Below are 21,458 nucleotides of genomic sequence, written 5' to 3'. Positions count from 1 at the left end.
GCTCGCTGGGCTCATAACCCAGAGGTCGCAGGTTCAAATCCTGTCCCCGCTACTGTGCAGGATCCGAAGGCCCGGGACTCGCGAGAGTCCCGGGCCTTCGGCGTGCCCGGGGCAGCGGGCTCAGCCGCGCAGGGCCTCCAGCTGTTCCAGGAACCACTGCTGCGGGGGCAGTGCCGTCGCAGCCGCGGCCAGGCGCTTCGTGCGTTCCGCGCGCTCCGCCGGTTCCATCGTCAGCGCCTCGTGGAGCGCGTCGGCCGTGCCCGTCACGTCGTACGGGTTGACGACGATCGCGTCGGCGCCGAGTTCCTCGTACGCGCCCGCCTCCCGGGACAGGACCAGCGCGCAGCCCTCGTCCGAGACCACCGGGATCTCCTTCGCGACCAGATTCATGCCGTCGCGGATCGGGTTGACCAGGGCGACGTCGGCGAGCCGGTACGCGGCGAGCGAGCGGGCGAAGTCGTCCTTGACGTGCAGGACCACCGGGGTCCAGGTGGGCGTCCCGTACTCGGAGTTGATGTCGTCGGCGATGCGCTGCACCGACTCCGTGTAGTCGCGGTAGACGGCCAGGTCCTGGCGGGAGGGGTAGGCGAAGGCGATGTGCACGACGCGGGTCCGCCATTCGGGGCGGGTGTCCAGGAGGTGTGCGTACGCGAGGAGGCCGCGCACGATGTTCTTGGAGAGCTCGGTGCGGTCGACGCGGACGATCGTGCGGCGGTCGGTGCCTCCGACCTGCTCGCGGAGGGAGGTCAGACGTTCCTCGACGTCCGGCCGGTGTGCGCGCTCGCGCAGGAAGTCAGCGTCGGCGCCGAGGCCGTGGACGCCGATCCGCTTGCCGTCGAGGGCCTCCTCGCCGAGGATCTCCAGCGCGCACGCCGTGAACGCGTCCGCCCAGCGGCGGGTGAGGAAGGCCGCCCGGTCCGCGCCGAGAATGCCCCGCAGGAGCTGCTCGGCGATGTCGTCGGGAAGCAGCCGGAAGTAGTCGACCGGGGCCCACGGGGTGTGCGAGAAGTGGCCGATGCGCAGGTCGGGGCGGAGCGCGCGGAGCATCCCGGGGACGAGGCAGAGGTGGTAGTCCTGGACGAGGACGGTGGCGTTCGGGGCCGCCGACTGGGCCAGGGCCTCGGCGAAGGCCAGGTTGTAGGCCTCGTACGCAGCCCACCGGCGCCGGAACTCCGCGTCGAAGACGGGCTCCACCGGGGTCTGGTAGAGCAGGTGGTGGACGAACCACAGGACCGAGTTCGAGATGCCGTTGTACGCGGCCGTGTGCGTGTCCGCGTCGATGTCGAGCATGCGGACACCCGGCTCGCCGACCCCGCGGCGCACCGCCTCCCGGTCTCCTTCGCCGAGTGCGGAGCACACCCACAGCGCGTCCGCGTCCGGGCCGATCGCGGAGAGCCCGGAGACCAGGCCGCCGCCGCCGCGCTTGGCGGTCAGCTCCCCGTCGTCGCCCAGGGCGTACGTCACCGGGCCGCGGTTCGACGCGACGAGGACCTGGGCGGCGGCGGGGGACCGCGGAGGGTCGTACTGGGAAGCCATGTGGCGAAACCTAGCCGGTCCGCGATCCCCTCAAACGTGCGTACGGGGCGGCATGCCGATGATTCGGGCGGCGGTCCGCCGATTCAGGCCGCGTGCCGCTCCGCGTACTCCGCGATCTCCCGCATCGGCGGGCGCTCCTCCGTGTCCACAGGGTGTGTACGGGGGACGAAGGCGGTGCCGACGCGCTCGAACTGGGTGAGTGCGGGGCGGATCAGATGGCCCCGGGAGAGCCGGAGCTGGGCCGTGCGGTAGATCGCGGCGGCCATCCGGCCCAGGGCCTGGCCGTCCTGGTGGCGGTGGATGCGCACGCCCACGTCCACCTGGGCGAGCGCGTCGAGCCCGACCGTGTGGAGCGAGTCGATGAGCAGGCCGAGCTCGACCCCGTATCCGACGGGGAAGGGCAGCCGCTCCAGGAGGGAGCGGCGGACCGCGTACTCCCCGCCCAACGGCTGTACGAATCCGGCCAGTTGGGGCCAGTGGAGATTGAGGAGGGGGCGGGCCATCAGCTCGGTGACCCGGCCGCCCTGACCGGCTGCCCCGTCCAGCGGGCGGTCGTACGTCGCCTTCACGAAGTGCACGCCGGGGTCGGTGAGCAGCGGGCCGACGATGCCCGACACGAACGACGCGTCGAAGTCCTTCAGGTCCGCGTCCACGAAGCAGACGACGTCGCCCGTGGTCACCAGGAGCGACCGCCAGAGCACCTCGCCCTTGCCGGGCACGGCCGGAACGCGCGGCAGGATCTCGTCCCGGTGCACCACCCGGGCGCCCGCCTCCGCGGCCTCCTTCGCCGTGTGGTCGGTCGAGCCGGAATCGATCACCACCAGTTCGTCCACCAGGGGTGCGCCGGGGCCCATCAGGTCCCGGCGGATCGTGTCGACGATGCGGCCGACCGTCGCCTCCTCGTTCAGGGCGGGCAGGACGACGCTGACGGTCTGGCCACGGGCGGCCTTGGCGGCGAGCAGCTGCTCCAGCGGGCGGTCGGCGGCGGTCCAGGACCGCGTGCTCAGCCAGCGCTCCACCTCTTCCAGCACGCCCGTCACTCCTCAGTCCTGGAGACATCTGTGATCTATCTCGCGGTCCGGACGGCTGGCACGCCCGTCCGGGGGTTCGGTTACAGTCTTGAACAACGCGGACGACCGTCGCATGTCGGGGTCTGTACGCACACAAACACCCGGGCCGTACGCACGGCACCCGGAGTCATAGCGCTCATCCAGAGGGACAGAGGGAAACGGCCCGTTGAAGTCCCGGCAACCCCCCGAACGACCGCGAGGTCAGGTCGGGAAGGTGCCAATTCCGTCTCGTGGCGAAAGCCGTCGCGGGGAAGATGAGGAAGGACCTCGCCATCATGGCTGTGCAGACCACCGAAGCCACTCGGGCCGCCGAAGCCGCTCGGAACACCACTCCCGTAGACCTCGGCCCCGCCGCCGCCCTCTCCTGCCGCGAGTGCGGGGAGCGCTTCGAGCTCGGCCCGATCTTCGCCTGCCAGCTGTGTTTCGGCCCGCTGGAAGTGGCGTACGACCTCCCGACCGGAAGCCCCGAGGAGCTGCGCAAGCGCATCGAGGCCGGCCCGGAGAACATCTGGCGCTACGCCCCGCTGCTGCCCGTCCCCGCCGACGTGGCCACCAAGCCCAGCCTGAACCCCGGCTTCACGAAGCTGGTCAAGGCGGACAACCTGGCCCGTGAGCTCGGCGTCACCGGCGGTCTGTACGTCAAGGACGACTCCGGCAACCCGACGCACTCCTTCAAGGACCGCGTCGTCGCCATCGCCGTCGAGGCCGCCCGTGCCTTCGGCTTCACGACGCTCTCCTGCTCCTCCACCGGCAACCTGGCCGGCGCGGTCGGCGCCGCCGCCGCGCGGGCCGGCTTCCGCTCCTGCGTGTTCATCCCGCACGACCTGGAGCAGGGCAAGGTCGTCATGGCCGCCGTGTACGGGGGCGAGCTCGTCGGCATCGAGGGCAACTACGACGACGTGAACCGCTTCTGCTCCGAGCTCATCGGCGACCCGCTCGGCGAGGGCTGGGGCTTCGTCAACGTCAACCTGCGCCCGTACTACGGCGAGGGTTCCAAGACCCTCGCGTACGAGATCTGCGAGCAGCTCGGCTGGCGGCTGCCGGACCAGATCGTCATCCCGATCGCCTCGGGCTCGCAGCTCACGAAGATCGACAAGGGGTTGCAGGAGCTGATCAGGCTCGGCCTCGTCGAGGACAGGCCGTACAAGATCTTCGGCGCCCAGGCGGAGGGCTGCTCGCCGGTCTCCACCGCGTACAAGGCCGGTCACGACGTCGTGAAGCCGCAGAAGCCGAACACCATCGCCAAGTCGCTGGCCATCGGCAACCCGGCGGACGGCCCGTACGTCCTGGACATCGCCCGCCGTACGGGCGGCGCCGTCGAGGACGTGAACGACGAGCAGGTCGTCGACGCGATCAAGCTCCTGGCCCGCACCGAGGGCATCTTCGCGGAGACCGCGGGCGGCGTGACCGTCGGCGTCACGCAGAAGCTCATCGAGGCCGGTCTGCTGGACCCGACGCTCACCACGGTCGTGCTCAACACGGGAGACGGTCTCAAGACGCTGGACGCGGTGGCCCCGACCACGGGCCCCTCCGCGACCATCCGGCCGAGCCTGGACGCGTTCCGCGACGCCGGCCTGGCCCGCTGACACCCTCGACCCGTACGACGTACGCAACGGAAGGCTGAACACCATGAGCGTCAAGGTCCGCATCCCCACCATCCTCCGCACGTACACCGGCGGCGAGTCCGAGGTCACCGCCGAGGGCGCCACCCTGTCCGAGGTCATCGCCGACCTGGAGAAGAACCACACCGGCATCGCCGCCCGCGTCCTGGACGACCAGGGCAAGCTGCGCCGCTTCGTGAACGTGTACGTGAACGACGACGACGTGCGCTTCGAGAGCGGCCTCCAGACGGCCACGCCGGACGGCGCGGGCGTCTCGATCATCCCGGCCGTCGCGGGCGGCTGATCCCGCGAGGGGCGGTCAACCGCCCTCCCGTTCACCCAAGTTGCCCTCTCCGCTCACAAGCGGAGGGGGCAATTCTCTATGGTTGAAAGAGGTAGAGTAGGGGAAGCCCCGCTCTCCGCCTGTGCCCCGCGCATATGAGAACGAGAGAAGATGCGGGCCGCGCCCGCGAGCCTTTTGCCGCCGATGCGCACACTATGTCCGGCCCGACTTGCCCTGGAATCACGGTAGTTGACCGATCCGGGCGTTCAGGCGTGCGCAGAATTCTCGTCCGATTGACCTGTTGCAGAGGGCAGTTGGGCGGATACATTCAGCCGCGGTCGACGCGCTTCGGCGCACACCTACCGCGTTCCTGTCGGCGGGTGGGGTCTGACCCGGGGCCGCGAAGTGCGGTCCCGCGCAAGGGCCAGTAATAGGGGAGTTAGGCATGGCTCAGGGCACCGTCAAGTGGTTCAACGCGGAGAAGGGGTACGGCTTCATCGCGGTCGACGGTGGTGCGGATGTTTTCGTCCACTACAGCGCGATCCAGATGGACGGCTACCGCACCCTTGAAGAGGGTCAGCGAGTCGAGTTCGAGATCTCGCAGGGCCAGAAGGGTCCGCAGGCGGACATGGTCAAGCTCGCCGTCTGATCTCGGCGCGATCGGCCACAGACGCACTACCGATACTCACGCGCTCAGGGCTCGTACCTCGTCACAAGGGGTACGGGCCCTTGGTGCGTCCGGCGCCGGACGCCCGGCATCCGGCCCACGGCGTGCTGTTCCCGCCAGGATCTGTGGTAGCCGCTTGCACTCGCAGGGGTCGAGTGCTAATCATTGGCGTTAGCACTCTCCCAGTGAGAGTGACAGAAACTTGGACCAGGTAGGTGAGGTCCGAAGGGTGCGGGGGTAAGGAATCCTCCGCATTCTCGGGCCGTCCGTCGCGGGCACCGACCACCGGTCCGGAGAAATCCACCCCGTCCTGGGAGGACCACTTCACATGGCCAAGATCATCGCGTTCGACGAGGAGGCCCGGCGCGGCCTCGAGCGTGGCATGAACCAGCTCGCCGACGCCGTCAAGGTCACCCTTGGCCCCAAGGGCCGCAACGTCGTCCTTGAGAAGAAGTGGGGCGCCCCCACGATCACCAACGACGGTGTCTCCATCGCGAAGGAAATCGAGCTGGAGGACCCGTACGAGAAGATCGGCGCCGAGCTCGTCAAGGAGGTCGCGAAGAAGACGGACGACGTCGCCGGTGACGGTACGACGACCGCGACCGTCCTCGCGCAGGCGCTGGTTCGTGAGGGCCTGCGCAACGTTGCCGCCGGTGCCAACCCGATGGCCCTGAAGCGTGGCATCGAGAAGGCCGTCGAGGCCGTCTCCGCCGCGCTCCTGGAGCAGGCGAAGGATGTCGAGACCAAGGAGCAGATCGCTTCGACGGCCTCCATCTCCGCCGCCGACACCCAGATCGGCGAGCTCATCGCCGAGGCGATGGACAAGGTCGGCAAGGAAGGCGTCATCACGGTCGAGGAGTCGCAGACCTTCGGCCTGGAGCTTGAGCTCACCGAGGGCATGCGCTTCGACAAGGGCTACATCTCGGCGTACTTCGCGACCGACATGGAGCGTATGGAGTCCGCGCTGGACGACCCGTACATCCTCATCGTCAACAGCAAGATCGGCAACGTGAAGGACCTCCTTCCGCTGCTGGAGAAGGTCATGCAGTCCGGCAAGCCGCTGCTGATCATCGCCGAGGACGTCGAGGGCGAGGCGCTCTCCACCCTCGTCGTCAACAAGATCCGTGGCACGTTCAAGTCCGTCGCCGTCAAGGCCCCGGGCTTCGGCGACCGCCGCAAGGCCATGCTGAACGACATCGCCATCCTCACGGGCGGCACGGTCATCTCCGAGGAGGTCGGCCTCAAGCTGGAGAACGCCGGTCTCGACCTGCTCGGCCGCGCCCGCAAGGTCGTCATCACCAAGGACGAGACGACCATCGTCGACGGTGCGGGCGAGAGCGAGCAGGTTGCCGGTCGCGTCAACCAGATCCGCGCCGAGATCGAGAACAGCGACTCGGACTACGACCGCGAGAAGCTCCAGGAGCGCCTGGCGAAGCTGGCCGGCGGCGTGGCCGTCATCAAGGCCGGTGCCGCCACCGAGGTCGAGCTCAAGGAGCGCAAGCACCGCATCGAGGACGCCGTTCGCAACGCGAAGGCCGCCGTCGAAGAGGGCATCGTCGCCGGTGGTGGCGTCGCCCTCCTCCAGGCCTCGGCCGTCTTCGACAAGCTGGAGCTCACGGGCGACGAGGCGACCGGCGCCAACGCCGTCAAGCTCGCGCTGGAGGCCCCGCTCAAGCAGATCGCCGTCAACGGTGGTCTTGAGGGTGGCGTCGTCGTGGAGAAGGTCCGCAACCTGCCCATCGGTCACGGCCTGAACGCCGCGACGGGTGAGTACGTCGACATGATCGCCGAGGGCATCCTGGACCCGGCGAAGGTCACGCGCTCCGCCCTCCAGAACGCCGCGTCGATCGCCGCGCTGTTCCTCACCACCGAGGCCGTCATCGCCGACAAGCCCGAGAAGGCCGGCGCTGCCGCCCCGGGTGGCATGCCGGGCGGGGACATGGACTTCTAAGTCCCCCTCTCGCTGGTAGCAGTACGTACGCCCACCGGGGCGGTATCCCTTCGGGGGTGCCGCCCCGGTGGCGTTCCCGGCTGGGCGTTCCCAGGTGGCCGGCCGGGGCCGGTCGTCACAAGCTGAAGCGCATGGACTCCCTGGACTCAGTGATCGTCGACATCAACGACGCCTTCTGGAGTTACCTGCTCATCCCGCTGGTGATCGGCGCGGGGCTGTACTTCACGGTCCGGTCGAGGGCCGTCCAGGTGCGGATGTTCCCCGAGATGATCCGGGTGCTCGGCGACAAGGCGCTGCCGGACGCGCAGGGCCGCAAGGCCGTCTCGTCGTTCGGCGCCTTCACGATCTCGGCGGCGGCGCGGGTCGGGACGGGGAACATCGCGGGGGTGGCCGCCGCGATCACGCTCGGCGGGCCCGGCGCGGTGTTCTGGATGTGGGTGATGGCGACGGTCGGTGCGGCTTCGGCCTTCGTCGAGTCGGCGCTGGCGCAGCTGTACAAGGTGCGCGACCACGACGGTACGTACCGGGGCGGGCCCGCGTACTACATGCAGCGCGGGCTGGGGAAGCGGTGGCTGGGCGTGCTGTTCGCGGTGACGATCACGGTCACCTTCGGGTTCGTCTTCAACGCGGTGCAGGCCAACACGATCGTCTCGGTCGTCGGCGGGTCCTTCGGCGGTGCGGCCTCGTGGCGGGAGCCGGTCATCGGGGTGGCGCTGGCGGTGCTGCTCGGTCTGGTGGTCTTCGGCGGGGTACGGCGCATCAGCAGCGTGACGCAGGTGCTGGTGCCGGTGATGGCGCTGTTGTACCTCTTCCTGGGCGTGGCCGTGGTCGTCCTCAACATCACCGATCTGCCGCGGGTGCTGGCGGACATCGTGGGCAGCGCCTTCGGGTTCCGGGAGGTGGCGGGCGGGGCGATCGGCACGGCGATCCAGCAGGGCATCCGGCGCGGGATGTTCTCGAACGAGGCGGGCCTCGGGTCCTCGCCGAACGCGGGCGCGGCGGCGGAGGTCTCGCACCCCGTCAAGCAGGGCCTCGTGCAGGCGCTGGGCGTCTTCTTCGACACGATCCTGATCTGCACCATCACCGCGTTCATCATCCTGACGACCAACCCGGAGCTGGCGGGGGCCAGGCAGGGCGCGGACCTCACGCAGAACGCACTGACGTCGTCGCTGGGCGGCTGGGCCGGGCACGTCCTGACGGTGGTCGTCTTCATGCTGGCGTTCAGCTCGATGATGGGGAACTACTACTACGGGCAGTCCAACATCGAGTTCATCACCGGGGACGAGAAGAAGTGGGTGCTGCCGGTCTACCGGGCGCTGGTGCTGACGGTCGTCTTCCTGGGGGCGCTCGGGTCGGTGTCCATCGTGTGGAACCTCGCCGACATCTTCATGGGGTTCATGGCGCTGGTGAACATGGTGGCGATCATCCCGCTGTCGGGCATCGCGTTCCGGCTCCTTGAGGACTACCGCGCGCAGCGCAGGACGGGCATCGACCCGGTGTTCGTACGGGACCGGATGCCGGAGCTGCGGGACGTGGACTGCTGGCAGCGGTAGCGCCCTTAGGGGCGCGGGGCTCTGTTGGATTTGCGGCTCCGCCGCGTGGGCGCGGCCAGCCACCACGCACCCGCACGTACGGACTAGACCCCGACCGGCGTCTTCGGCTCCGCCGGGTCCGCAGCCGTCTCCGCCGCCGGAGTGTTCAGCTCCGACAGCATCGTCTTCGTGAAGCCGAAGTAGTACGTGGCGGCGAAGCCGACGATGTAGCCGATGAGGAGGCCGCCCGCGTAGACGGCGATCGTCGTGCCGAGGCCGTGGTTGCCCTGGAGGAGCGGGAAGAGGGCCCAGCCGGACGGGCCGATGGCCGTCGAGCCGACCTTGTCGCCGAGCATCGAGAAGAGCCCGACGAACGCGCCGCCCGCCGCGCCGCCCGCGCACGCCGTGATGAACGGGCGGCCGAGGGGGAGCGAGACGCCGTAGATGAGGGGCTCGCCGACGCCCAGGATGCCTGCCGGGAGGGCGGACTTGATGGTGTTGCGGATCGAGTGGTTGTTCTTGAGGCGCAGGAAGACGGCCGCCGCGCAGCCGACCTGACCCGCGCCCGCCATCGCCAGGATCGGCAGCAGGACGGTGAAGCCCTGCTGCTCGATGAGGGTGGTGTGGATGGGGATGAGCGCCTGGTGCAGGCCGAGCATGACGAGCGGGAGGAAGAGACCGCCGAGGACCAGGCCCGCGAAGGCGCCGGTGTGGTCGAGGAGCCAGTCCGCGCCCGTACCGATGGCGGTGGAGATCTCACCGGCGACGAACATCAGGCCGAAGATGGTGACCAGGCCGGAGAGCAGCACGGTGAGGGTGGGTGTGACGAGGACGTCGAGGGATTCGGGCACCCAGCGACGGCACCACTTCTCGATGTGTACGGCGAGGACGGCCGCGGCGAGTGCGCCGAGCACACCGCCCTGGCCGGGGGAGAGGATCTGGCCGAACGCGTCGATCTTCGCGACGCCGGGGAAGACGATGATCGCGGCCACGGCCCCGCCCAGGATGGGCGTACCGCCGAACTCCTTCGCGGTGTTGAAGCCGACGAAGACCGCGATGAGCGCCATGAAGCCGGACGCGATGGCGGCGAGCGCCGGGGTGACGGCGGGCAGCCAACCCAGGTTGATCAGCAGGCCGTTGAGGCCCGCGATGATGCCGCAGCCGATGAGGGCGGGGATCAGGGGGACGAAGATGTTGGCGATGCGGCGCAGGAAGAGCTTGAACGGGGTGGCGTTCTTGGCCTTCCGGGCGGCCTTGAGGGCGGCGCCCTCGGCGGCCAGTTCCTCGGCGGTCGGCGCGTGCGCGGCGGAGGTCCTGCCCTCTTCGACGAGGGCCTCGAACTCGGGGGTGACGCGGGCGACCGTGCCGGGCCCGAGGACGATCTGGTACGTGTCGTCCTCGACCACGCCCATGACTGCGGGCAACGCCTTGAGCGCGTCGTCCTGGACGCGCGTACGGTCGCGCAGGCCCAGCCGGAGGCGGGTCATGCAGTGGACGACCGAAGTGACGTTGTCCGCGCCGCCGACGAGCGGAAGGATCGCGGCGGCAGTGGCGCGGTTCTTGTTCTCAGGGGTGTCGGTGCTCATGGTGCGTGGTGCCTTGCTGTGCGGGGGAGGGGGGTTACTTCTGGTGCGCGGACCTGAGGGCCGCGCGCAGGTGCCCGTGCTCTTCGTCGAGCAGGGTCTTCGCCGTGGGGCCGTCGACGTCGCCGATGAGGATCAGGATGGCGTTCTTGACCTCTCCGTCGGCGGCCGTGAGGGCGGCCTCGATCTCGGTGTCACCGGCGCCGGTGGCGAGGGAGACGATGCGGCGGGAGCGGGCGCGCAGCTTCTCGTTGGAGGCGCGGACGTCGACCATCAGGTTTCCGTACGTCTTGCCGAGGCGGATCATGACGAGCGTCGAAATCATGTTGAGGACGAGTTTCTGGGCGGTGCCGGACTTCAACCTCGTTGATCCGGTGAGGAGTTCGGGTCCGACGACGACCTCGATGCCGTGCTCGGCGGCGGCAGCGAGGGCGCTGTCCGCGTTGCAGGAGAGGCCGACGGTGAGGGCTCCCCGCCTGCGGGCGTGCTCGACGGCGCCGATGGCGTACGGGGTGCGGCCGGAGGCGGAGATGCCGATGACGCTGTCGTTCGCGTCGACCTTGAGCGCGTCGAGGTCGGCGGCGGCCAGCTCCTTGCTGTCCTCGGCGCCCTCCACCGCCTTGACCATGGCGGAGGGGCCGCCCGCGATGAGGCCGACGACCTCGCTCGGGTCGGTGTTGAAGGTGGGCGGGCACTCGGAGGCGTCCAGGACGCCGAGGCGCCCTGCCGTACCGGCGCCCGCGTAGATCAGCCGGCCGCCGCGCGCCATCCGCTCCGCGATCCCGTCGATGGCGGCGGCGATCTGCGGCAGTTGCGCGGCGACGGCCGCAGGGACGGTCGCGTCCTCGCTGTTCATCAGGGCGGCCAGCTCCGGGGTGGACAGCTGGTCGATCTCGGCGAGCTCGGGGCGGAACGCCTCGGTGGTGAGGGTGTCGAGCTGGGCGCGCAGCTCGCCGTAGGGGGAGGCGGTGTTGTCGGTGGGGGTGCTGGTCATGGGGGAGGGGTCCTTATCGGGTGGTGCGGGGGTCGTGGCGGTGGGCGAGTGCCTCGTACGAGGCGGCGAGTGCGGGGCCCGCCGTGTCGTACGTACGCTGGGCGACGCCCACGAACAGGCAGTCCACGACGAGGAGTTGGCTGGTACGGCTCGACATGGCGGCCGGTCGCAGTTCGCTCTCGCGGGCCGTGGAGGTGGTGAGGACGTGGTCGGCGTACTGGGCGACGGGCCCGCCGGGGCGGCCGGTGATCGCGAGGGTCGTCGCACCGTGCTCGAAGGCGACCCGCAGCGGCTCGATGGTGTCGCCGGTCGACCCGGAGTGGGTGATGGCGATGGCGACGTCACCGGCGCGCAGCAGTACGGCGTTGGTCACGGCGAGGTGCGGGTCGCTGTGTGCGTGGGCGAACAGTCCGATCCGCAGGAGCTTCTGTGCGAGGTCCATGCCGACGAGGGCGGAGGCACCGGCGCCGTAGATCTCGACGCGGCGGGCCTGGGCCAACGCGTTGACCGCGGCGCCGAGCTGGACGGTGTCCAGACCGGCGGCGGTGTCGGCGAGGGTCTGCTGCTCGTCGTGCGCGAGCTTGGCGACGACGTCGGCGATCGGGTCGTCGACGGCGATGTCGGCGGTGACGGCGGGGGCGCGCCCGGACTGCTGGTGGGCGGCGAGTCCGGCGAGGGCGAGGCGGAGGTCGCGGTAGCCGGGGTAGCCGAGGAGGCGCGAGGTCCGTACGACGGTGGCTTCACTGGTCCCGGTGAGTTCGGCGAGTCCGGTGACGGTGAGCGCGGCGCACCCGGCGGGGTCGCTCGCCACGGCCTCGGCGACGCGCTGCATGGAGCGGGTCATGGAGGGGGCGAGGGTGCGGACCTTGGCGGCCAGGGCGGCCGGGGCCGGGGCGGCGGAGGCGGCCGGGGCCGGGGCGGCGGAGGCGGCCGGGGCCGGGGCGGCGGAGGCGGCCGGCGTGGCCGGGGCCGACCTGCTGGAACTTTTCTTCAGTGCATCGCTCACCTCTGAAAGATATTTTCAGGGAGGGGGTTCGTCAACGGTCCGGAGGTCCCGGGAGCGGTGGGACTTTGGTCACCCCCTTCGACCCGCGCGACAATTGCCTCATGGACCCCCTCGAACAGTCCCTGCACACCGCCCGCGCGCTCGTCATGGCCGACCTCGCCGCCCGCGACGTCGCCGACGCGGACGTCGTGTCCCTCGTGGAGGACGCGGTGACCCACCGCCGGTGGTGGGTCGAGCAGTGGCCGGAGGGGGCCGATTTCGTCGCGGGCCTGATCGCCCAGGACGTACAGGACGCCCTCCTGGAGAAGTACGGCCGCTGGCCGCTGTGCTCCGTCTGCCACGAAGGCGACCCGCACGCCCTGGAGGTCGAGCCCGAACTCGGCCCCGACCCGCACTGGGTCTGTACCAAGGCCGTCGTCGCCGTCGCCCCCGTCGGAAAGCTGCCGCCCGCATGACGATCTACATAGACCCGCCGACCTGGCCGGGCCACGGCCGCCTCTGGTCCCACCTGGTCAGCGACGTGTCGTACGACGAACTCCACGCCTTCGCGGCGGGCATCGGCTGCCCGCCCCGCGCCTTCGAGCGCGACCACTACGACGTGCCGGAGGGGCGGTACGCGGACGCGGTCGCGGCGGGCGCGCTGGAGATCGGCAGCAAGGAGCTGGTGCGGCGGATCACGGCGGCGGGGCTGCGGCGCCGCAAGCACGGTTACGGGGGCGAGTGAGGCAGCGCCGGTCGGCGTCTGTCGGGGATTGATCGGTGAGGTGTCGGTGGGGGCTGGCACGTTGGACGCATGTCGTCATCCACGTACTCCTCCCCGCCCTGGGACGTTCACCGGCTGCCGCGTGCCGAGGGCCGTGTCTTCCTGGTCACCGGCGGCAACGCGGGCATCGGGTACTTCGTCGCCGAGCAGCTGTCCGCGACCGGAGCCACCGTCGTGCTGGCCGGCCGCAGTCCCGCGAAGGCGGAGGCTGCCGGGGCCTCGATCCGTTCACGCGTACCGGGCGCGCGGGTGCTGTCCGTACGGCTGGACCTCGCCGACCTCGCCTCGCTCGGACCTGCGGTGGAATCGCTGGAGCGGGAGGTGGCACATCTCGACGCGGTGGTCCTCAACGCCGGTGTCGCGCTCGACGACCCGCCCCGCGAGGAGACCGGGGACGGCCATGAACGCATGTTCGGTACGAACCACCTGGGGCACTTCGCGCTGACCCGGCTGCTGATGCCGCTGCTGTCGGCCGCACCGGCGGCCCGCACCGTGACCGTGGGCAGCTTCGCGGCGAAGTCGGAGCGGCTCGACCCGGACGATCTGCAGTCCCGGCAGGACTACCGCCCCAAGCGCACTTACGGACGCTCCAAACTGGCCCAGATGTACTTCGGCCTCGAACTCGACCGGCGTCTGCGCGCCGCCCACAGTGCGGTGGCGAGCGTCGTGGTCCACCCCGGCGGTGCGCTGGACCCGCTCACTCCGTCGCGCCCGCCGGTCCATGTGCGGACCGCCGGTGCGCGGCTCCGCGCGGCACCGGCCGCCCTCCTCGTCCAGGGCAAGGACGCCGGTGCGTGGCCCGCGGTCCGGGCGGTGCTCGACCCGGACGTGCGCGGCGGGCAGCTGTGGGGACCGCGCGTCTTTGGCCTGCGGGGCAGGCCCCGGCGCGAACCGGTGTGGAGCCACCTCACCGACACCGCTGTCGCCGCGCGGCTGTGGGAGGCGAGCGAGGAGCTGACCGGAACCGGGTTCGGAACCGGGTTCGGTACCGGCGCGGGCTTCGCCACCGGCACCGGCTAGTCCCACTGGCCCGGGCCCCACCGGCCCGTGGCCCCTCGGGCTAGTGGCCCTCGGGCTAGTGGGAGGAGGAGCGGACGCTCTCCGCGGCGACCTCGCCCGTCGCCGCGGTCCCGTTCCCGCTCCCGGCCCCGGTCCCGGAGTCGGCCGAGCTCGCCACCAGCCGGGAGTGCTTCGCGTCCGAGCGCTGCCAGCGCAGCGACAGGAGTACGAGGCCCACCGCGACCACCGTCATGGAGGCCCCGGCCCACGCCGTGGCGGAGAATCCCCACCCGGCGTCGATGACCGTGCCGCCGAGCGCGGGTCCGCCCGTGTTGCCGAGGTTGAACGCGGCGGTGGTCGTCGCGCCGGCCAGCGTCGGCGCGGCGCCCGCCACGTTGAACATCCGGGCGTTGAGCGCCGGGGCGGTGAAGAAGGCCGAGAAGCCGAGGGCGAAGGAGAGGGCGATCGCGACCGCCGCCGTCCCGCCGAAGAGCGCCAGGGCCGCCAGCAGCACGGTGGAGGTACTGATCCCGCCGATCAGCACCCCGAACGGCCGCGCGTCCGCGATCATGCCGCCCACGGTCGTCCCGACGAGCGCCCCGACCCCGAACAGGCCGAGCACCCACGGCACCCACTTCGAGTCCAGTCCCGCCACGTCCGTCAGCAGCGGCGACAGATAGCTGAACGCGCAGAAGACGCCACCGGCGGCGAGGGCGGTGACGGCGACGGAGATCAGTACCTGCCGGTCCCGGTAGATGCTCAACTCCCGCTTCAGCTGCGGCTTCTCGTCGGGGACGGGGATGCGGGGGATGAGGGTGACCACGCCCACCAGGGCGACGGCGGAGGCGGCGCCGACCGCCCAGAAGGCGGAGCGCCAGCCGAGGCTCTCGCCCAGGAAGGCACCGGCCGGGACGCCGAGCACGTTGGCGATGCTGAGCCCGCCGATCATCACGGCCATCGCCCTGGCCCGCGAGCCCACGTCCACCATCGCGATCGCGACGGCCGCCCCGACCGCCCAGAACCCGGCGCACGCGAAGGCGCTCACCACACGGGAGGCGAACAGCAGCTCGTACGAAGGTGCCAGTGCCCCCGCCACCTGCCCGAGCCCGAAGACGGTGATCAGCGCGATGAGGGTGGTGCGGCGAGGAAGCCGCAGGGTGGCCACCGCCAGCAGCGGAGCCCCGATGACCATCCCGATCGCGAAGGCGGATATCAGCAGGCCCGCCTGCGGAATGGACACGTCCATGTCCCGCGCGATCGGCGGCAGCAGCCCCGACAGCATGAACTCGCTCGTGCCGAGGGCGAAGACGGCGAGGCCGAGCATGTAGACGGCAAGGGGCATACGGGCGCGGGCGCGCGGAGGCGACTGACGCGCCTGATCAGAGGGAGGCATATCCGCCTTCAACAAGCCGCCGAACCCGCCCATTCCCGCTCTGACGTGCGACGATTTGGTGCACTTGGCGAGGCTTTCAACTCTCCTGATGCATAAGCACGGTACGGACGGTAGAGATATGGATCATGCCTACCGAAGAGCTCGACATCCGAGTGGCCGAAGAAGCGATCCACGCCCTCCGCGAGGCGCTGATCGCCGCCGGTCTGAACCTCCCCTCCCTCACCCTGGACTCGGCGTCCTGCGCCCGCGACGTCCCCGTCCCCCTCATCGACCTGGGCCGGTGCGACGTGGCGACGGCGCAGCGGCTGGCGGCGGTGATCCGCGCGGGGGGCGGGGGCTGAGCGGCCCCTCACCCAGCGCCCCCGCTCAGTGCTGCGCGCTTTCGCGCTCCCGCTCCTGCTCCCGCATGTCGTACCGGATGCGCGCGGCCTTCCCCCGTACGACATCGGCGGCCAGTCCGCGCTCCTCGGGTACGTACGGCTGGCTGCGGCAGGGTCGGCAGAGCCCGCCGGGCAGCGTGGCGGGCTCCCCGGGCACGCCGCACTCGCTGCACTCCATGATCCGTACGCCCTGCCGCGGCGCGGGCAGCTCGGGCGGCAGCTCCCTGATCAGCTTGGCCTGCACGAACGCGAACGGGCTGTGCACGACCTTCGGCACGATCTGCCCGATCCCGCGCAGCAGCCGGTCCTCGGAGGCCCCGCGCCGGAGCCACTCGGCGGCGTAGGGGGCGAGCTCGCGGCACGCGTTCTCCGACAAGGTCAACTGGGGTACTTGATGGGCCAGTTGGGCCATGGCCCGGTAGGCACGCTCTTCCACTTCCTCGCCTTGGGGCGTGTCCTCTTCCGTGCTCTCGCCGCGCACCATGGACTGCCACCAGGCGTCGGGTCGCTGAGTGCGGGAGAAGTACGTGCGCTGCACCCAGCGGACGGTGTCGTCCGCGCCGCAGAGGGGTTCGCGGAATCGCCGCAGGTGGCCGGCGGCGGAGAGCTTGCGGAGGGCGGAGGCGACGGCCTGCTGTCCGTAGGCGGGGATCTCGCGGGAGAGGGTCTTGATGCTGATGTCGGAGCCGTCCGGCAACCGGTCGACGTAACCGGCGATGGCGGCTTCCCGCACGTTCAGATGCCCGAAGTCCGCTGCGCTGCGCGGTTGTTGGTCGGGCGCGGACTGCTTCCCGAAGCCGGGACCGGCCATCGGGTGCGCGGGCGCGTGGGGGGCAGGACTAAGCTGCTGAACAGCCATGGGGATCGCCTTCTCGGTTTCGATCTCGGTGGTCAGACCCCTGTGTGGTGTTGGTAGCACCGCATGGGGGTCGTTCTGTTGTGACGCACGGTACACGCTCACCACGCATGGTCGCGACACGGTCACGAAAAGTCATCTCACTTGCCACTGCGGCAAGTTGAGCGCTCGCGCAGGCCCGCGCACGCACGCGCCCGCGACCGGGGTGGGTGGTCGGGTAAGACCCGACCACCCATTCCTCAGAGAAAGCATCTCGACCATCGAGTCTTGAGTCTCCTCCCGTCGGCCGAGGTGAAAGCACCCGCTGGGAATCAGGCGTGACCAGTAGCTGGTCGGGCACTTTCTCTTCATGGAACATGGCGTCGCATGGGCGTTTGGGCTTGCCGAGGGTCTGCTGGCTGAGGCGTTGCCTCGGCGGTGGGCGCATTCGCAGGGGGTGGCGGAGCGGGCTGCGGGGCTGGCTCATGTGCTGGGGGCGGATGCGGAGCTGTTGAGGGCTGCGGCTGTACTGCACGACGTGGGATATGCGCCGTCCATCGCCGCTACCGGGTTTCATCCGCTGGACGGTGCGCGTCATCTGCGTGTGGCGCACGGGGCCGATGAGCGGCTTGTGCGGCTGGTGGCGAACCATACCTTCGCTCTGTGGGAGGCAGAAGAGCGTGGGCTGCGCGAGGAGTTGGAAGCCGAATTCCCATTGCTGGAGCAGCCGTTCCTCATCGACGCGCTGGTCTACTGCGACGTGACCACGACACCTGACGGGCGGCCGACCACTTCGGTGCAGCGGGTGGCCGAGATTCGGGGCCGGTACGGGGACGACAGCGTGGTTGGCCGGTTCATCCGGCGCGCAGCGCCGGAGTTGCACACGTGCGTGGCTCGGGTGGAGTCCCGTCTGGCTGCTGCCACGGAGGGGCCCGCTCACCCCAGGTAAGGGTATTTCCCGGTCAGATAGTGGTCGATCTGTTCACGCATGCTGACATGGATGTCGAGACGGGTGAGGTCGTCGGGCAGAGCCCACCGGACGCCATCCGCTTCGTCGTTGATGGTGGGAACGCCGCCGATGGGGCGGCCGATGTAGGTGGCCTCGTACTGCTGACGGATCTCGCCGTCGGTGTACGCGACGATGTGCGCGGGGTTGGAGTAGACCCCGAGGAAGCCGGTGATCTCGGCGAGGATGCCGGTTTCCTCCTGGCACTCCCGCACGGCGCACTGGGCAGGGCTCTCTCCGATGTCCTGGGCTCCGCCGGGCAGCGCCCACTGGCCGGTGTCGCGTCGTCGTTGCAGCAGGACGGCTCCCTGGTCGTCGACGACCAGGAGGTTGCTGGCAGGGATCAGGGTGTTGGCCCTGGGGGCCATGGGGTCCTCGTAGTACTCAGTCCTGCCCACGGAAATTCTGCTCCTGACGTTCAGGGGTCCAGGGGTGTGCGGTGCTCCACACGGCGGTGAAGCTGGTTTCGTAACCTCCGAACCATCCTTCCTCACCGCTGCGTTCGAGCTGCATCAATGGGTTGGCGCTGGCCGGTTGCCCCCAGACGTGCGGGTTTACCAGCAGGTGGTCGTCGTAGCGGAAGAGCGAGTTGTAGAGGGTGGTGTCGTGGAGGCGGACTTCGCAGCCCGGTACGCCGAGGAGTTCGCGGTAATACGTCAGCGAGGCTCGGACCTTCCCGGCCAGGCTGTCGCCGATGCCCTCTTCCTGACCTCGGAGCGCGATGGCACGGCCGTCGGGATCGCCGAAGCAGAGCCGCACCCGAACCCCGTCCTGCGCGCGTGCACGCAGCATCCTGGCGATCGACGGATTGGTCTGGGCAAAGAAGGTTCCGGAGAAGACCAGGACGTCGATCTGGCGCGTGGCATCGAGGAGGAGGGAGAGCCACAGCTCGCGCGGGACGCTGGCCCGGTTCGGGTAGACAGCGACCATTTCGGGGCCGAGGTCGTTGTTGCCCGCACGCCGGGGCCACAGTTCCGACTCCTCGGTGCCCAGTCGGCATGCCACCGCCCATCGGTGACGTCGGTGCGGGACCCTCCCCGAAAGCCACCGGTCCACCGTCTTGGGGTCGACCGAGCAAGCGGACGCCAGGCCCTCGGCAGTCAGCCCGCTTCGGACAAGTGCGTCCCGAAGTTGCGTGTTCACAATGAGTATCCAAGCGGGCTGACTGCCTGCGCCACAAGGCCACCAGGCGGTCTGCCGTCTCTGCTTAGGGTGGACCGGTGCCACTCATCGTGCTCTGGGACATCGACCACACGCTCATCGAGAACGCGGGCGTCAGCAAAGAGATCTACTCCGCTGCGTATACGGAGTTGGCAGGGAAGCCTCCGCTTCGGCCTGCCCGGACCGAGGGGCGTACGGATCGCAGGATTCTCGCGGACATGTTCCGCGACCACGACGCAGAGCCGCCGACCTGGGAGTGCGTGCTCCCGGCGCTGGAAAGGGCGGGAGCCGGACGGGAGACAGACCTGCGTACGCGTGGGCATGAACTGCCAGGTGCGCGTGCGGCGTTGAAGGCTGTTGCGGCCGAGCGCGGGATCGTGTCGTCCGTGCTGACGGGAAACATTGCGGCCAATGCTCGTGTGAAGCTCGGGGCCTTCGGGCTGGATGCGCTGCTGGACATGGCGGTGGGCGGCTACGGGGCCGACTCGGAGAACCGGGCGGACCTCGTGGGCTGTGCCCGGCAGCGCGTACTCGCGGCGTACGACCTGCCGTCCCGTACGCCCGTCGTGCTTGTCGGGGACACCCCCCGGGACGTCGAGGCTGCTTTGGCCTCGGGCTCGGGTGTGGTGGCCGTGGCTTCCGGTACGGACAGTGCTGAGGACCTGCGGCACGCGGGGGCCGAGACCGTGCTGCCCGACCTGCTCGAACTCCCCACCTTGATGCACTACTTGTACGATCGGAACGGCGCCTAGTCAAAACGTCCCGGGACGTCCCCGAAGCGTCCCGTGGCGCGGTTACGGCGTCCCCTGCCCGTGCCGCACGCTCACCTCATCGCCGCCATCGACCCGGCGGTCGAGGAGAGGAGCAGCCGGCATGCAGCAGTCATCGACCACGATGAGCCCGCCTGTCCACCTGGCACTGCCGCTGGAATTGCCGACGCCCGTCAATGGATGTGGCGTCTGCGCGGCACTCGTACAACAGCGGGAGCGCGCCTGCGCCGCACACGATTACTCGGCGGCGACTGACGCGGACGTCGAACTTCGCAATCATCCGCACGGGAGTCCGGCGTGAGGGATGAACCACCAATGAATGTCTACCCGTTGATGGTGCTGCGCGTATCCCGCGACGGCGGGCGGACGTGGTCTGCGACCCAGGTGGTCCGCAGCACGGACACGCTTACGCCGTTGGAGACCGGTGTCTGGCCGCCGTGCCGGTGCGACCGGTGCGCGGGGCGGGGCTCGTGACCTCCACAGCCCCGGCCCGTCGCAGAGTTCGCAACGATCACCAAGAATCGAAGGAGACCGCAATGGGATGGGGAACCGGCAAGGGTGGCGGCGGGGGTGACGGCAAGCATTCGGGTGCCAAGGATCCGGGGTCGAGCAAGCCGTCCTCCGACACGGCGAAGCCGAAGCCCGAGCCGAAGCACAAGGGGAAGTAGGCGCGAGGGAATGGCCATGATCGGAGCAGAGGAGCGGGCCGCCATGCGCGGCCTGCTCGCCTCGGTGAACGAGAACCTCGGGGCCGCGATGGCCCCGGCCTGGGAAAGTGCCTACTGGGCGGTGCCGCGGCACTGCTTCCTCCCCGCCACGGTGTGGGCGGGTGACGACCTTGTCGAGTGCTCGCGCGGTACGGCGCCGGAGACCTGGCTGCGGCACGCGTACGCGGACACCTCGGTGGTCACGCAGATCAACGACGGCCAGGAGGCGGGGGCTGATGACCGCTGGGCGTCGTGCTCGGCGTCGGCTCCCTCGATCGTCTTCCGCATGCTCGACATGCTCGACGTACGGCCCGGCCAGAAGGTGTTGGAGATCGGCACGGGCACCGGGTGGAACGCGGGCCTCCTCGCGCACCGCCTCGGCGCGGACCTGGTGACCACGGTCGAAGTCGACCCGGTGCTGTCCGCGCAAGCGGCACGGCGTCTCCATGGGCTCGGCCTGGAGCCGCAACTCATCTGCGGTGACGGGGCCTTCGGGGACGAAGCGGGCGGACCGTACGACCGGGTCCTGGCCACCTGCTCGGTGCGCTCGGTGCCCCCGGCATGGATCGCCCAGACGAAACCGGGCGGGGTGATCCTGCTGCCGTGGGAGTCGCCGTGGCTCTGTTACGGACTGTTGCGGCTGACCGTGGACGGGCACGGGGCGGCGTCGGGCTTCTTCTCCCCGCACTCGGCGTTCATGCTGATGCGCGGCCAGCGCACCGACCTGAAGATCTACCGGGACGTCGTCCGTGACGGCCACGAGCCGGCCGAATCCTTCACCCGGCTTGCTCCCGGGGCGGTCGCCGGGGACGACTGGGCCGCCCAGTTCGCCATCGGCCTCCAACTCCGGCGGGTGTGGCGGGCCTGGCACGAGGACCCCGACGTGGAAGGCGTCGAAACCCGCCTCTGGCTGGCCACCACCAATGCCGAATCATGGGCGGCAGTGGACTGGGACGGGAAGAGCTCGGAACGGTTCACCGTGTGGCAGCACGGCCCCCGCTTCCTGTGGGACACCGTCGAAGCCGCCTACGACTGGTGGCGCAATGCGGGCAGCCCCGGCCCGGAACGCTTCGGCCTCACGGTGACCCCCGACGGCACCCACACACCGTGGCTGGACACCCCGGACCGCCTCGTACCCCTACTCGGCTGATCCCCCCCGCCCACCCAAGGTAGGGGTTCGAAAAATGTCTCACTGAAACGTGTAAGTGAGACATTCCTGAG

At 70.0% G+C, this 21,458-nt stretch carries 22 protein-coding genes and 1 riboswitch; of the genes, 13 read left to right on the top strand and 9 right to left on the bottom strand.

The window, feature by feature from the left end:
- Window positions 1-120: 120 nt before the first annotated feature.
- A complete protein-coding gene (locus ACWGIG_RS10910) occupies window positions 121-1,536 on the bottom strand; it encodes an alpha,alpha-trehalose-phosphate synthase (UDP-forming) (protein WP_453321218.1) in 1,416 nt (471 codons plus the stop codon).
- An 83-nt stretch (window positions 1,537-1,619) separates the two neighbouring features.
- The gene (locus tag ACWGIG_RS10905; RefSeq protein WP_453321217.1) at window positions 1,620-2,567 is read right to left on the bottom strand and encodes a glucosyl-3-phosphoglycerate synthase; all 948 of its coding nucleotides are present in this window, start codon (window positions 2,565-2,567) and stop codon (window positions 1,620-1,622) included.
- A gap of 172 nt (window positions 2,568-2,739) precedes the next feature.
- A riboswitch (SAM riboswitch) is annotated at window positions 2,740-2,867 on the top strand.
- A 14-nt stretch (window positions 2,868-2,881) separates the two neighbouring features.
- On the opposite strand from ACWGIG_RS10905, the gene thrC reads away from it, so the two are divergent.
- The 5 genes from thrC (at window position 2,882) to ACWGIG_RS10880 (ending at window position 8,661) form a co-directional block, all read left to right on the top strand.
- Window positions 2,882-4,192: a threonine synthase gene (thrC, locus tag ACWGIG_RS10900; protein ID WP_453321216.1), complete on the top strand. Its 1,311-nt coding sequence runs from the start codon at window positions 2,882-2,884 to the stop codon at window positions 4,190-4,192.
- Between the two features lie 43 nt (window positions 4,193-4,235).
- Complete coding sequence (locus ACWGIG_RS10895; RefSeq protein WP_453321215.1) at window positions 4,236-4,511, top strand: MoaD/ThiS family protein; 276 nt, start codon at window positions 4,236-4,238, stop codon at window positions 4,509-4,511.
- Between the two features lie 424 nt (window positions 4,512-4,935).
- Window positions 4,936-5,139 (top strand): cold-shock protein, encoded by a 204-nt coding sequence (locus ACWGIG_RS10890; RefSeq protein WP_005315736.1) that lies wholly within the window; start codon window positions 4,936-4,938, stop codon window positions 5,137-5,139.
- 346 nt (window positions 5,140-5,485) lie between these two features.
- Window positions 5,486-7,108, top strand: coding sequence for a chaperonin GroEL (gene groL, locus ACWGIG_RS10885; protein WP_453321214.1), 1,623 nt, complete (start codon window positions 5,486-5,488; stop codon window positions 7,106-7,108).
- 131 nt (window positions 7,109-7,239) lie between these two features.
- Window positions 7,240-8,661 carry an alanine/glycine:cation symporter family protein gene (locus ACWGIG_RS10880; RefSeq protein WP_453321213.1) on the top strand — a complete coding sequence of 474 codons (1,422 nt, stop codon included), beginning with the start codon at window positions 7,240-7,242 and terminating at the stop codon, window positions 8,659-8,661.
- An 83-nt stretch (window positions 8,662-8,744) separates the two neighbouring features.
- Here ACWGIG_RS10880 and ACWGIG_RS10875 read toward each other — a convergent pair whose 3' ends face one another.
- Genes ACWGIG_RS10875 through ACWGIG_RS10865 form a run of 3 tightly spaced genes read right to left on the bottom strand, consistent with a single transcriptional unit; the run spans window position 8,745 to window position 12,094 of the window.
- Entirely contained in the window at window positions 8,745-10,226 is a 1,482-nt protein-coding gene (locus tag ACWGIG_RS10875; RefSeq protein WP_453321212.1) for a PTS transporter subunit EIIC, read from the bottom strand.
- Window positions 10,227-10,260: 34 nt separating this feature from the next.
- The gene (gene murQ, locus ACWGIG_RS10870) at window positions 10,261-11,217 is read right to left on the bottom strand and encodes an N-acetylmuramic acid 6-phosphate etherase (protein ID WP_453321211.1); all 957 of its coding nucleotides are present in this window, start codon (window positions 11,215-11,217) and stop codon (window positions 10,261-10,263) included.
- A gap of 13 nt (window positions 11,218-11,230) precedes the next feature.
- Entirely contained in the window at window positions 11,231-12,094 is an 864-nt protein-coding gene (locus ACWGIG_RS10865) for a MurR/RpiR family transcriptional regulator (RefSeq protein ID WP_453321221.1), read from the bottom strand.
- Window positions 12,095-12,324: 230 nt separating this feature from the next.
- On the opposite strand from ACWGIG_RS10865, the gene ACWGIG_RS10860 reads away from it, so the two are divergent.
- The 3 genes from ACWGIG_RS10860 (at window position 12,325) to ACWGIG_RS10850 (ending at window position 14,006) form a co-directional block, all read left to right on the top strand.
- Window positions 12,325-12,678, top strand: a complete 354-nt coding sequence (locus ACWGIG_RS10860; protein WP_453321210.1) for a hypothetical protein — start codon at window positions 12,325-12,327, stop codon at window positions 12,676-12,678.
- On the top strand, window positions 12,675-12,947 hold the full coding sequence (locus ACWGIG_RS10855; RefSeq protein WP_453321209.1) for a DUF4031 domain-containing protein: 273 nt from the start codon (window positions 12,675-12,677) through the stop codon (window positions 12,945-12,947). Before ACWGIG_RS10860 ends, ACWGIG_RS10855 begins: the two co-directional genes overlap by 4 nt.
- Before the next feature lie 69 nt (window positions 12,948-13,016).
- Window positions 13,017-14,006, top strand: a complete 990-nt coding sequence (locus ACWGIG_RS10850) for an SDR family NAD(P)-dependent oxidoreductase (RefSeq protein WP_453321208.1) — start codon at window positions 13,017-13,019, stop codon at window positions 14,004-14,006.
- A 55-nt stretch (window positions 14,007-14,061) separates the two neighbouring features.
- Here the strand turns inward: ACWGIG_RS10850 and ACWGIG_RS10845 are convergent, their stop codons facing one another.
- Window positions 14,062-15,327 (bottom strand): Cmx/CmrA family chloramphenicol efflux MFS transporter, encoded by a 1,266-nt coding sequence (locus tag ACWGIG_RS10845; protein WP_453321220.1) that lies wholly within the window; start codon window positions 15,325-15,327, stop codon window positions 14,062-14,064.
- A gap of 176 nt (window positions 15,328-15,503) precedes the next feature.
- On the opposite strand from ACWGIG_RS10845, the gene ACWGIG_RS10840 reads away from it, so the two are divergent.
- On the top strand, window positions 15,504-15,719 hold the full coding sequence (locus tag ACWGIG_RS10840) for a hypothetical protein (RefSeq protein ID WP_453321207.1): 216 nt from the start codon (window positions 15,504-15,506) through the stop codon (window positions 15,717-15,719).
- 25 nt (window positions 15,720-15,744) lie between these two features.
- On the opposite strand, the gene ACWGIG_RS10835 is transcribed toward ACWGIG_RS10840, so the two are convergent.
- Window positions 15,745-16,617, bottom strand: a complete 873-nt coding sequence (locus tag ACWGIG_RS10835; RefSeq protein WP_453321206.1) for a hypothetical protein — start codon at window positions 16,615-16,617, stop codon at window positions 15,745-15,747.
- A gap of 346 nt (window positions 16,618-16,963) precedes the next feature.
- On the opposite strand from ACWGIG_RS10835, the gene ACWGIG_RS10830 reads away from it, so the two are divergent.
- Complete coding sequence (locus tag ACWGIG_RS10830; protein ID WP_453321205.1) at window positions 16,964-17,542, top strand: HD domain-containing protein; 579 nt, start codon at window positions 16,964-16,966, stop codon at window positions 17,540-17,542.
- Here ACWGIG_RS10830 and ACWGIG_RS10825 read toward each other — a convergent pair.
- Both ACWGIG_RS10825 and ACWGIG_RS10820 read right to left on the bottom strand, forming a co-directional pair.
- Entirely contained in the window at window positions 17,530-17,997 is a 468-nt protein-coding gene (locus tag ACWGIG_RS10825; protein ID WP_453321204.1) for an NUDIX hydrolase, read from the bottom strand. The genes ACWGIG_RS10830 and ACWGIG_RS10825 overlap by 13 nt on opposite strands.
- Window positions 17,984-18,742 carry an XRE family transcriptional regulator gene (locus ACWGIG_RS10820; protein ID WP_453321203.1) on the bottom strand — a complete coding sequence of 253 codons (759 nt, stop codon included), beginning with the start codon at window positions 18,740-18,742 and terminating at the stop codon, window positions 17,984-17,986. Before ACWGIG_RS10820 ends, ACWGIG_RS10825 begins: the two co-directional genes overlap by 14 nt.
- A 77-nt stretch (window positions 18,743-18,819) precedes the next feature.
- Here ACWGIG_RS10820 and ACWGIG_RS10815 point away from each other — a divergent pair, with 77 nt between their 5' ends.
- From ACWGIG_RS10815 to ACWGIG_RS10805, 3 genes are all read left to right on the top strand, one after another.
- Complete coding sequence (locus tag ACWGIG_RS10815; protein ID WP_453321202.1) at window positions 18,820-19,512, top strand: HAD family hydrolase; 693 nt, start codon at window positions 18,820-18,822, stop codon at window positions 19,510-19,512.
- A gap of 554 nt (window positions 19,513-20,066) precedes the next feature.
- A complete protein-coding gene (locus ACWGIG_RS10810; RefSeq protein ID WP_453321201.1) occupies window positions 20,067-20,198 on the top strand; it encodes a hypothetical protein in 132 nt (43 codons plus the stop codon).
- Window positions 20,199-20,214: 16 nt separating this feature from the next.
- Entirely contained in the window at window positions 20,215-21,387 is a 1,173-nt protein-coding gene (locus ACWGIG_RS10805; protein ID WP_453321200.1) for a methyltransferase domain-containing protein, read from the top strand.
- The last annotated feature ends 71 nt before the right edge of the window (window positions 21,388-21,458 follow it).

It is taken from the genome of Streptomyces sp. NPDC054863 (assembly GCF_053610825.1).
The sequence above is the reverse complement of the archived record's forward strand: the minus strand, read 5'-3'. Positions and strand labels throughout refer to the sequence as shown.

Excerpts from the sequence above, each read along its gene's own strand:
- ACWGIG_RS10910 (WP_453321218.1), bottom strand. The coding sequence starts at position 1,536 with ATGGCTTCCCAGTACGACCCTCCGCGGTCCCCCGCCGCCGCCCAGGTC.
- thrC (WP_453321216.1), top strand. The coding sequence starts at position 2,882 with ATGGCTGTGCAGACCACCGAAGCCACTCGGGCCGCCGAAGCCGCTCGG.
- ACWGIG_RS10895 (WP_453321215.1), top strand. The coding sequence starts at position 4,236 with ATGAGCGTCAAGGTCCGCATCCCCACCATCCTCCGCACGTACACCGGC.
- ACWGIG_RS10890 (WP_005315736.1), top strand. The coding sequence starts at position 4,936 with ATGGCTCAGGGCACCGTCAAGTGGTTCAACGCGGAGAAGGGGTACGGC.
- groL (WP_453321214.1), top strand. The coding sequence starts at position 5,486 with ATGGCCAAGATCATCGCGTTCGACGAGGAGGCCCGGCGCGGCCTCGAG.
- ACWGIG_RS10880 (WP_453321213.1), top strand. The coding sequence starts at position 7,240 with ATGGACTCCCTGGACTCAGTGATCGTCGACATCAACGACGCCTTCTGG.
- ACWGIG_RS10875 (WP_453321212.1), bottom strand. The coding sequence starts at position 10,226 with ATGAGCACCGACACCCCTGAGAACAAGAACCGCGCCACTGCCGCCGCG.
- murQ (WP_453321211.1), bottom strand. The coding sequence starts at position 11,217 with ATGACCAGCACCCCCACCGACAACACCGCCTCCCCCTACGGCGAGCTG.
- ACWGIG_RS10860 (WP_453321210.1), top strand. The coding sequence starts at position 12,325 with ATGGACCCCCTCGAACAGTCCCTGCACACCGCCCGCGCGCTCGTCATG.
- ACWGIG_RS10855 (WP_453321209.1), top strand. The coding sequence starts at position 12,675 with ATGACGATCTACATAGACCCGCCGACCTGGCCGGGCCACGGCCGCCTC.
- ACWGIG_RS10850 (WP_453321208.1), top strand. The coding sequence starts at position 13,017 with ATGTCGTCATCCACGTACTCCTCCCCGCCCTGGGACGTTCACCGGCTG.
- ACWGIG_RS10845 (WP_453321220.1), bottom strand. The coding sequence starts at position 15,327 with ATGCCCCTTGCCGTCTACATGCTCGGCCTCGCCGTCTTCGCCCTCGGC.
- ACWGIG_RS10840 (WP_453321207.1), top strand. The coding sequence starts at position 15,504 with ATGCCTACCGAAGAGCTCGACATCCGAGTGGCCGAAGAAGCGATCCAC.
- ACWGIG_RS10835 (WP_453321206.1), bottom strand. The coding sequence starts at position 16,617 with ATGGCTGTTCAGCAGCTTAGTCCTGCCCCCCACGCGCCCGCGCACCCG.
- ACWGIG_RS10830 (WP_453321205.1), top strand. The coding sequence starts at position 16,964 with ATGGAACATGGCGTCGCATGGGCGTTTGGGCTTGCCGAGGGTCTGCTG.
- ACWGIG_RS10810 (WP_453321201.1), top strand. The coding sequence starts at position 20,067 with ATGGGATGGGGAACCGGCAAGGGTGGCGGCGGGGGTGACGGCAAGCAT.
- ACWGIG_RS10805 (WP_453321200.1), top strand. The coding sequence starts at position 20,215 with ATGATCGGAGCAGAGGAGCGGGCCGCCATGCGCGGCCTGCTCGCCTCG.